This is a genomic window from Streptomyces sp. NPDC048479, from assembly GCF_040651435.1.
In the GTDB taxonomy this organism is placed as follows: Bacteria; Actinomycetota; Actinomycetes; order Streptomycetales; family Streptomycetaceae; genus Streptomyces.
Window position 1 is genome coordinate 1 of sequence record NZ_JBEZKA010000072.1, and the last position, 9,172, is coordinate 9,172.

Genomic DNA, 9,172 nt, shown 5'->3' on the forward strand with positions numbered 1-9,172 from the left:
TCACCCTTCGGTACTTGTCTGCTTGGCCGCTGACAAACCGAAGGGTGATCAACTCCTCTACTCGAACGCCTCTACGACGCGCCGAGAACTCTGGACGTGAGGTTGTACCTCGCTATGGAGATGAGGGTGTACGCGGACACGCCATCGCGGTCACCCACACTGGCCGGGCTCACGCACGTAGCCAGGACGGTGCCGCGGGTGTCGACGAGCAGGTGCCGCTTGATGCCGCTGACCTTCCTGCCGCCGTCGTAGCCGTGCAGGCCACCGCGCTCACTGGCCCGGACACTCTGGCTGTCCACAACGGCGGCACTGGGAGTGGGATCCCGGCCCAGCTGCACCCGCTCGCGTTCGCGCAGCCCCGTCAGCATCCGCTCCCACACGCCGTCCTTCTGCCAGCGCCGCCAGTAGTGGTAAACCGTCTGCCACGGCGGTAAGTCATGCGGCAAGAGTCTCCAGGCACAGCCGGCCCGCAGCCAGTACAACAGCGCGTTGAGGATCTCCCGCCGCGCTTGATTCGCGGGCCGTCCACCAGACTTGTCCGCCGGAACCAGCGGACAGAGGATCTCCCACTCCGGATCAGACAGAGCCGTCGAGTAACCGGTACGCAGCCCGCACACCCCGGCCCCCGAAAGTGCGTCACCGCCCCGCTACCAGGCAACTTGCCCGCTGACAGGCTTTTCAGACGCCCTCTACTGAATTTGAATGAGCGATGTCGGCTTGGTCGTGGTCAGCCGTCCATGGTCAGGCCGGCGGCAAGGCTGCCGTCGCTGCATACGGCACGGCAGCTAAGGATGAAGGCATTGACGGCGTCATCCAGTTGGGTGTGGGGCCGGGCGACACCGATCTGGCTGGGGCTGACGCCCGTCACGGGCCGGTAGACGACGTCCGGTCGCTGGTAGAAGCGGGCGGTCGCCTCGGGCGTGAGGCTGATGCCCTGGCCGTGGGCGATCGCGTTGAGCCATTCATCGGGGTTGTGCGCGACCGCGCCGATTCGCAAAGGGTGACCCTCGCGCTCATCGGCCGCGAGCCAGTAGTCGCGCCATTTCCCTGACTTGGCGGGGGTCGCCACGAACGGTTCGTCGTACAGATCCTGGAACCGGATCCGGTCCTCCCCTGCGAGGCGATGCCCCGCAGGCAGAGCGATCCAGCGTGGCTCGGTCAGCAGCACCTCGACGGCGAAGTCGCTCTGCGCGGGCACTGGCAGGCGCAGCAACGCCACGTCGACCTCGCCGGTGGCCAACCCCGCGGTGGGGTCGGTCCATTCGGTCTGGCGCATCTGGACCCGCCAGCCGGGCCGGCGCCGGGCGAAGTCGGCGATGATCAGCTGGGTGGGCTCATTGGCGGCGCTGGCCACGAAGCCGACCCGCAGCGTGCGTGCGGCCCGGGTCGTGGCGCCCCGGGTGACGCGCAGCGCACGCTCCCAAGCGGTCAGCACGGCGCCGGCGTGGGCGGCCAGAGCCTCACCGGCCTCGGTGGGGGCCATCCCGGCGCGGGAACGGACGAACAGGCCCACCCCCAGCTGGGCTTCCAATTGCCGGATCTGCTTCGTCAGCGCGGGCTGCGAGATGTAGAGCCGCTCGGCGGCCCGCGTGAGGTTGCCTTCCTCGACCACTGCGGCGAAGTACCTCAGCAGACGGGTGTCGATATCCATGCTGCCAGGTTATGGAAGCAGGTATTGGACGACTACGGCGGCCCGGCGAGATCGTGATCACGCGACCGGGACAGCCCGGTACCGAACCCGCCGGAGAGCATGCAGATGACGACGAGTGAAGCCGTGTCCGACCCGAAGATCGAGGCCATCAACCACTTCTTCTCTGCCTACGCCGCCAACGAGGTCAAAGCGATGAGCGTGGTCCTGGCTCCGGACATCGAGTGGACCATCCCGGGCCACCACCCGCTGTCGGGCACCAAGCACGGACTCGAGGAAGTGGTCAGTTTCTTCGACCAGCTCGGCAAGGCGGGCTTCCAGGCCGAGCCTGTATTCCTCGGCAGCAACGGCGAGTACGTCGTCGACATCCACCGAGGCTGGACGACCCAGGGCGTGGGCCAGGTTGACACGATGTGGGCACTGGTATGGCACTTCGACGACGACGGCCAGGTTAATCGAGTGGTCAACCTCAGCGGCGACCAACACCAGATGGACAACTACGTCTGGGCCAACTTCTCGCTGGCACCCCTTCCAGCCCGCCTCGCCCGATGACAGAAAGAACAGCATGAAGATCATTGTGATCGGAGCGACCGGCACCATCGGCCGTGCAGTCGCAGACGCGTTAGAGACCGAGCACGAGGTGATACGGGCTTCACGCAACAGCACGCACACGGGTCGACCTTGAGATGCCAACCTCCATCGACGCCCTTTTCGACACCGTCGGCACAGTGGACGCGGTCATCTGCTGCGGGGCCAGCGGTCAGCTGACCCCACTCGCCTCCCCTTCGGCGGACCCGGGCGGAGCGTGGGCCCGACGATCTACCGAATGACCGCCTCAGACCCACGGTTGGAAGGTAGGTAGGACAAGGTCAGCGTGCGGGGGCGGTGTGGCCTACGACGGCCAGGAGCTGGAGTTTGTCGGCGGTGTCGGAGGCGGGCGGTGCGGTGTAGGCGACGATGCGCAGGTCGTTGTCGGCGGCGGCGAGGACGTCGCAGTCCAGGAGCAGCTGCCCGACGGTGGGGTGGTCGATGGGTTTGCGTTCCGCTGCGAAAGGTATGGCTGCGCCTTGGTTCCACATTGTGGCGAACAGGGTGCTGGTGTCGATCAGGTCGGTCACGAGCTGTTGCAGGAAGTGGTCGTGGGGGTAGCGGCCGCGGGTGATGCGGAGGTCGGCGACCAGGGCCCGCTGGAAGCGTTCGAGTTCTTCCTGTTCGACCAGGACGGCGGGGTTGGAGCGGGTGAAGGCTGTCCAGGCGACGTTTCCCTGTCGTCCGGCGGGGGTGCGGCCGAAGACCGCGGTCCACAGCTCGTTGCCTGTCAGGAGGGTCCATGCGGCGTCGTAACCGCGATCGGGGTGTCGGCGAGGCGGGTGAGCAGCCGCTGGACGCCCGGGGAGATGTGGGAGGGGACGACCAGGTCCGAGGGCGGCAGATGGCCGGCGAGCCGATAGAAGTGGCTGAGCTCGGCCGAAGACAGCTGCAGGGCGCGACCAAGAGCCGCGACCGTGCCGGCGGAGGGTTCCGCCCGCCCTTGCTCCAGGCGCACGATGTAGTCGACCGAGAGGTTGGAGAACGTGGCGAGCTCTTCGCGGCGCAGCCCGGGCACCCGGCGCGGCCCGCCCGTCGGCAGGCCCAGGTCGCCCGGCTGGACGCGGTCGCGCCAGACGCGCAGAAGCTGGGCGAACTCATGGGGCTGGGAGGTCATGCCCCCAGTGTGCTTTGTCTGCCGGAGATGTGGGTGGTACCGGCAGGCCCATGCAGAGCTCGTGCCACGCACACGGTGCACGGCAGGCCTAGCGTGGCGATTGGCGGGTCGGACACGGCGCTTCGGACGGACCGAATGCGCCCCGGCCCCCAGGTAGAGAACGGAAGTCATCATGGACACCACCCACCAGAAGGCCCTCGACACTGCGAAGGGCTTCATCACGGCTTTCGAGGGCCGCGACCGCGACGCTGTCGCAGACCTGCTCGCGCCCACCGCCAGCTTCACCATCCCGCTGTCGATCGAGGGCACCCCTGAGCCCTGGTACGTCTTCGACAGCCCGGAGAGCGTGCTGGGCTACATCGAGTCTGTCGCGGCGAAGTTCGACCACGTCGCGTTCCTCGACAAGGTGTGGACCGTCAGCGAAGACGCCCGCTCGGTCTTCCTGCAGGCCAACGGCGACATCCTGTCCACCGCGGAGAAGCTCGTCTACAACAACGTCTACATCTTCCGCATCGACGTTCAGGACGGGAAGGTCGTCAAGGTCTGGGAGTACGCCAACCCCGTCGCCTACGCCAACCTTGGCATCCAGAACTCCGAAGCCGAAGCAGCCGCCCAGGCACGCTGACCAACGCACTCATCAACAGGGGCACGCCCGGAACCCACCGTTCCCGGCGTGCCCCTGTTGGCATCCGTGGCTCACAAAACAGGTACTGGACTCAACCCGCATCTGCACGGCCTTCCGGCTACCGGGTTGCCCGCCTGGCGGGATCCGGCGTGAGGGTTTGATGAAGTTTCCCGCCCGGCGGGAAGGCACCGCCGATGACGCTTTTCCGCAGGTCACGGGCAGTGTCTTCTGGGCGGTTGCTGAGTCTTGCGAAGGTAGCCCGGGGCGCTGGGTGGCGCTACTACTTCCGTGGCGTGATGGTCGGTGACGGCCACCGTCCCGCGAGGAAGTCGTTGCGCGCCGCGCAGGAGGAGGTCGGTGCCCCGCCCGGGGTGTGGCTGGGGCGGGGGCTGCAGGCCCTGGGCCTGGTGCCGGGTGCGGTGGTGACGGAGCGGCAGGCGGAGCTGCTGTTCGGCGAGGGCCGGCACCCGGATGCGGACCGGATCGAGCGCGAGCTCCTGGCGGCGGGGGAGACCCCGGCCACAGCGCGGCGGGCGACCGTACTCGGGCGGGCGGTCGCGGACATCATCAGCCCAGTGCTTGCCCTGGATCTGGTGTTCCGGCCGCCACCATCGTCGTGCTGTGGGTGCTCGGGGACGACCGGACACGGCGGAGCATCGAGCGCGCGCACGAGCGGGCGGTCGCGGCGACGTTCGCGTGGCTGGAGGACGCGGTCGCGGAAATCCGGTGGGGGAGCGGTGGCCGCCACCGCGCGAAGGGCCCCGGCCCTGGTGATGGCCCGCTTCCGGCACTTCGACACGGACCCCAGAAGATCACTCACGGTGACTGCAGACCACCGTCGGCTGACGAACACACGACTCTCGACTACGTGAGGTCGCCAGTTTTGGCTGCCTCGCGCAGGACGAGGTCGAGCAGGCCGGGGAAGCGCCGGTCCAGCTCCTCGCGGCGAAGGGAGTTGATACGGCGCGTGCCCTCGTCTCGCTGCCGGACCACTCCGGCCTCACGCAGCACACGGAAGTGGCGGCTGCCGGTGGACTTGCCTACCGGGAGGTCGAAACAGCCGCAGGCCACCTCGGACTTGGCACCGAGGGTTGCCACGATGCCCAGGCGGACGGGGTCGTTGAGGGCGGCCATCACGGCGAACAGGTCCATGTCCTGCTCGTCGGGGTGGAGCAACGGGGATGAAGTTCGGCTGGCCACGTCCCCAGTATCCACGGAGCCTCGGACAACTCATGTTCGCATTCAAGCGAACATAGAATACGGTGGTGATCACCAGCCGGTGGCACCCGCCATGCGAAGGGAACTGCTATGCCCTCCCCTCTTTCGTTCACACACGCCTCCACGCCCGCGACCGATTCGCCCGCCCCGATCGGCGTCGGCATCGTCGGGCTCAGCGCCAGCGGCGGCTGGGCGGGGACGGCCCACGTCCCGGCCCTCGCCGCCCTACCCGACGCCTACGAGCTGCGCGCCCTCAGCGCCAGCAGCGCCGAGTCTGCGAAGGCCGCCGGAGAGGAGTTCGGCGTTCCGCTGGCGTTCGGCAGCGTCGAGGAACTCGTCGAGCGGGACGAGGTGGACCTGGTGGTCGTGACCGTGAAAGTGCCGCATCACCGGGAGCTGGTCATGTCCGCGCTGGCCGCCGGGAAGACCGTGCTGAGCGAGTGGCCGCTGGGCACCGGGACCACCGAGGCCGAGGAGATGGCCGCGTTCGCGCAGTCGCGGAAGCTGCGCGGCTTCGTCGGGCTCCAGGCGCGCTCCGCGCCACCGGTCCGCTACCTGCGCGACCTGGTCGCGGACGGCTACGTCGGACGGGTGCTCTCCACCAGCGTCGTCGCCTCGGGACGGAAGTGGGGCGCGACGTTTGACAATCGCAGCGCCTACCTGCTCGACCGTGCCAACGGCGCGACGATGCTGTCCATCCCGTTCGGCCACACCATCGACGGACTCGCCTCGGTGCTGGGCGAGTTCACCGAACTCAGCGCCACGACGGCCACCCGACGCACCGAGGTCCGCCACGAGGAGACCGGACAACCCGCGCCGACAAATGTCGACGACCAGATCGCCGTGACCGGAACCCTCGAATCGGGCGCCGTCGCCTCCGTCCACTTCCGCGGCGGGATCGCCGCTACCAATTTCCTGTGGGAGATCAACGGGACCGAGGGCGACCTGCTCGTCACCGGCGACTCCGGACACCTCCAGTTTGGGCAGGTCACCATCCACGGCGCCCGCGCGAACAACGCGGAACTAGCCGAACTGCCTGTCCCAGCACGTTACGACGCGAACGTCCCCGCCCTCGCCACCGCACGCGACAGCATGGCCTACACCGTCGCCCACGCCTACGCCCAACTGCGTGCCGACCTCACTGAGGGCACCCACACCGTCCCCGACTTCACCCATGCCGCGCGCCACCACCGCCTCCTCGACCACGTCCAGCAGGCGGCCATCACCGGCGAGCGCCAGCGCGTCAGCGGCTAGCAAGATGTCGCTGAGGTAAGCCCACGGGCGGCCGTCGTCGTCATGCCGCGCCTCGCTGGGTTCATGGAGATCACGCACGGTCACCAGCAAGCTGGTCTCGGCAGAGATTTGGCGACAGTTGAATACGCGATGTCGCCGGTTCTGCCCTCACCGTAGACGTCGTAGTTGTCGGCGTGGATCTGCTTGATGAACTGCGTCAACTCCGCATCCCGCACCGCGCGGGCGGACGGCTGCCCCTTCTTGGGCGTAGTAGGTGGACGGGTGGATGCTGCAGTCGTGCTCGGTGAGGATCCTGCAGATCGGCTCGACTCCGCCGAAGCGGTCCCGGTGCTCGTCGATGAACGCTACGAGCGTGTGTGCGTGGCCGGTCGAGCTCGGTCGCGAAGAAACCCGCCGCGGCCTTCAGGATCTCGTTGGCCCGCTTGAGCTCCGAATTCTTCCGCTTCAGGGCCCTCATCGCGGCGGACTCCTCGGTCGTGGTACCCGGCCGCCGGCCGCCGGCCGCCGTCGATCTCGGCCTGGCGAACCCATTTGCGCAGCGTCTCCGCGCCCACGTCCAGCTTGGCGCCGATCGAGCGGATCGCCTCGAACTCGCAAGGCGGCAAGGAGTCGACAAGGAGTTCAGCAGCGACGCGATGAAGGCTGTCCAGATCAACGGGCAGCGCCCGCCTCAGAGGAGATGTCGCTCAGCGACTGGGTGGCCGAGGAAGCGGTGTACGGCGAACTCCCAGCCGTAGGAGCCCGCATAGGGGAAGACGACGAGGTCTCCGGCGCGTACGCGGTCGACCCGGACATCGCGCAGCAGTATGTCGTGAGGGGGGGGCACAGTTCGCCCACAACGGCTACCCGCCTGTCCTCGGCGGTGGGGCGGGGACAATTTTCAGGCCAGGGCGCGACGGGCAGGACGGCGATGTTGTGGACGATGTCCCAGCAGGTGGGCAGCTGGAAGTGGTTGATGCCGCCTCGTAGGACGACGAACCACTCGCCATAGGAGGCTTTGACATCGATCACCTCGGCCGCGTACCAGCCGCAGTCGGCGACCAGGAAGCGGCCGGGTTCCAGAACAATCTTCACTCCCGCTGGCGGCTCGGTCCGTGCGGCCAGCTCGCCGAAGCGGGCGACGTCGAAGGGCTTCTCGCCTTGGAAGGCGACGCCGATTCCGCCGCCGATGTCGACGTGGCGCAGGTCAATGCCGCAGGCGCGGGCGGTTTGTGCGCTCCAGTCCACGCACCAGCCCAGGTAGGCGGCCTGGGTGCCGGCGTTGAGGTTGTTGGAGGCGGCGTGGATGTGGAAGCCCACCATGTCCAGGCCGGGTAGACGCAGAGCTTCGCGCACTACGTCCGGCACATCGGGCTCAGCGACACCGAACTGCCCGGCCGAGATCCCCATCACCGGCACACTGCTCATGGGTGATCGACGACAGCGTGGCCGAGAGCTACCTCGAGCCGTAGGCAGTCCGCCAATGGTGGCTGTGTCTGTTTCTTCGGGAGGCGTGGGGGCGTTCACCAGATCAACATCGATGAGTTTTGACGTCTGGGCAGCAGTCTGCCGGGGTGGGAAAGGCCGTGAAGGCTGCGCGAAGTGTGCGCGTCTGGCACCCGGTGGAGACTGGCGGAGCAGGGACTGGAAGGTGAGAACCTATGCGGGCGGCTTATCACGAGGAGCTGGCGTCGATCAGAGACAGTCTGGTGGAAATGGCACACCTGGCCGGTTCGGCCATGGGCCGGGCCACCAGCGCTCTACTGGATGCGGATCTGCAGCTCGCGGGGAGTGTGATCTCGGCCGATGTCACGGTCGATGCTCTGCAGCGGGATCTGGAGCACCGGGCGATCGCGGTCCTGGCGCGGCAGCAGCCGGTCGCCACGGATCTGCGCCTCGTGGTCACCTCGCTGCGCATGAGCGCGGATCTTGAGCGCTGTGGTGATCTTGCCCAGCACGTGGCCAAGCTGGCCCGGCTTCGCCATCCCGAACGAGCGGTGCCAGGCGATCTGCGCCGCACCATTTTGGAGATGGGCCAGCTTGCGCAGCGTCTGATGGCACAGGCCGCCGAAGTGATCGTCACCCAGGACGTCAACGCTGCGCTGCAGCTGGAGAAGGACGACGACCGTATGGACGAGCTGCACCGCATGATCTTTCAGCACCTGATGGACGACCGGTGGCAGCATGGTGTGGAAACGGCCGTGGACGTCACGTTGGTCGGCCGTTATTACGAGCGTTTCGCCGACCATGCCGTCTCGGTAGCGCGCCACGTGGTCTACCTGGTCACGGGCAAGTACGCGGACGAACTGGCCACGGATCCGCCCGCGCCTGCGTGATCACTCCGGGCCCTTGGACAGGGCCGTGGAAGACGAAGTTGCCCGGAACGCTTTGAGTCCCGGGCAGCATGCGCGGGCGGCCGCGAAGCGCCTGGGGGATTTGCAGGTCTGAGCCGTCTCAGGCTGCGGCCGTTGGATTCGCCACTTCGTCGGCGCGGCGGTATTCGGCGTTGATGCGCTGGGCTTCTTCGAGCTGGTCTTCGAGAATGACGATGCGGCAGGCGGCCTCGATGGGGGTTCCCTGGTCGACGAGCTCCCGGGCGCGGGCGGCGATGCGCAGTTGGTAGCGGGAGTAGCGTCGGTGGCCGCCCGCGGAGCGCAGTGGGGTGATGAGGCGGGCTTCGCCGATGGCGCGGAGGAAGCCCTGGGTGGTGCCGAGCATCTCGGCGGCCCGGCCCATGGTGTAG

General features: G+C 67.8%; 11 protein-coding genes and 3 pseudogenes. 6 read left to right on the plus strand and 8 right to left on the minus strand.

What is annotated here, in order from left to right:
* Positions 1-71: 71 nt before the first annotated feature.
* Both AB0D12_RS40460 and AB0D12_RS40465 read right to left on the minus strand, forming a co-directional pair.
* Positions 72-617: an IS5 family transposase gene (locus tag AB0D12_RS40460; protein WP_362694894.1), complete on the minus strand. Its 546-nt coding sequence runs from the start codon at positions 615-617 to the stop codon at positions 72-74.
* A gap of 110 nt (positions 618-727) precedes the next feature.
* Complete coding sequence (locus AB0D12_RS40465; protein ID WP_362694897.1) at positions 728-1,651, minus strand: LysR family transcriptional regulator; 924 nt, start codon at positions 1,649-1,651, stop codon at positions 728-730.
* A gap of 105 nt (positions 1,652-1,756) precedes the next feature.
* Here AB0D12_RS40465 and AB0D12_RS40470 point away from each other — a divergent pair, with 105 nt between their 5' ends.
* Positions 1,757-2,200 (plus strand): nuclear transport factor 2 family protein, encoded by a 444-nt coding sequence (locus tag AB0D12_RS40470; RefSeq protein ID WP_362694900.1) that lies wholly within the window; start codon positions 1,757-1,759, stop codon positions 2,198-2,200.
* A gap of 317 nt (positions 2,201-2,517) precedes the next feature.
* On the opposite strand, the gene AB0D12_RS40475 is transcribed toward AB0D12_RS40470, so the two are convergent.
* Together AB0D12_RS40475 and AB0D12_RS40480 are read right to left on the minus strand one after the other, a co-directional pair.
* Positions 2,518-2,970, minus strand: a complete 453-nt coding sequence (locus tag AB0D12_RS40475) for a hypothetical protein (RefSeq protein ID WP_362694923.1) — start codon at positions 2,968-2,970, stop codon at positions 2,518-2,520.
* Entirely contained in the window at positions 2,967-3,353 is a 387-nt protein-coding gene (locus AB0D12_RS40480) for a helix-turn-helix transcriptional regulator (RefSeq protein WP_362694903.1), read from the minus strand. The genes AB0D12_RS40475 and AB0D12_RS40480 overlap by 4 nt, the downstream gene beginning before the upstream one ends.
* Before the next feature lie 172 nt (positions 3,354-3,525).
* Between AB0D12_RS40480 and AB0D12_RS40485 the strand changes: the two genes are divergently transcribed.
* From AB0D12_RS40485 to AB0D12_RS40495, 3 genes and pseudogenes are all read left to right on the plus strand, one after another.
* Positions 3,526-3,978, plus strand: coding sequence for a nuclear transport factor 2 family protein (locus AB0D12_RS40485; RefSeq protein ID WP_362694906.1), 453 nt, complete (start codon positions 3,526-3,528; stop codon positions 3,976-3,978).
* 296 nt (positions 3,979-4,274) lie between these two features.
* A pseudogene (locus AB0D12_RS40490) lies at positions 4,275-4,526 on the plus strand (relaxase domain-containing protein); the annotation flags it as partial.
* Between the two features lie 77 nt (positions 4,527-4,603).
* A pseudogene (locus AB0D12_RS40495) lies at positions 4,604-4,669 on the plus strand (hypothetical protein); the annotation flags it as partial.
* A 173-nt stretch (positions 4,670-4,842) separates the two neighbouring features.
* On the opposite strand, the gene AB0D12_RS40500 reads toward AB0D12_RS40495, so the two are convergent.
* On the minus strand, positions 4,843-5,178 hold the full coding sequence (locus tag AB0D12_RS40500; protein ID WP_362694909.1) for an ArsR family transcriptional regulator: 336 nt from the start codon (positions 5,176-5,178) through the stop codon (positions 4,843-4,845).
* 108 nt (positions 5,179-5,286) lie between these two features.
* On the opposite strand from AB0D12_RS40500, the gene AB0D12_RS40505 reads away from it, so the two are divergent.
* Positions 5,287-6,450: a Gfo/Idh/MocA family oxidoreductase gene (locus AB0D12_RS40505; protein WP_362694912.1), complete on the plus strand. Its 1,164-nt coding sequence runs from the start codon at positions 5,287-5,289 to the stop codon at positions 6,448-6,450.
* 243 nt (positions 6,451-6,693) lie between these two features.
* Here the strand turns inward: AB0D12_RS40505 and AB0D12_RS40510 are convergent.
* A pseudogene (locus AB0D12_RS40510) lies at positions 6,694-7,031 on the minus strand (transposase); the annotation flags it as partial.
* Positions 7,032-7,101: 70 nt separating this feature from the next.
* Positions 7,102-7,857, minus strand: a complete 756-nt coding sequence (locus tag AB0D12_RS40515) for a hypothetical protein (RefSeq protein ID WP_362694915.1) — start codon at positions 7,855-7,857, stop codon at positions 7,102-7,104.
* 233 nt (positions 7,858-8,090) lie between these two features.
* Here AB0D12_RS40515 and phoU point away from each other — a divergent pair, with 233 nt between their 5' ends.
* On the plus strand, positions 8,091-8,765 hold the full coding sequence (phoU, locus tag AB0D12_RS40520; protein WP_362694918.1) for a phosphate signaling complex protein PhoU: 675 nt from the start codon (positions 8,091-8,093) through the stop codon (positions 8,763-8,765).
* A gap of 118 nt (positions 8,766-8,883) precedes the next feature.
* Here the strand turns inward: phoU and AB0D12_RS40525 are convergent.
* On the minus strand, positions 8,884-9,172 hold a 289-nt coding region (locus tag AB0D12_RS40525), incomplete at its 5' end, for a MerR family transcriptional regulator (RefSeq protein WP_362694920.1).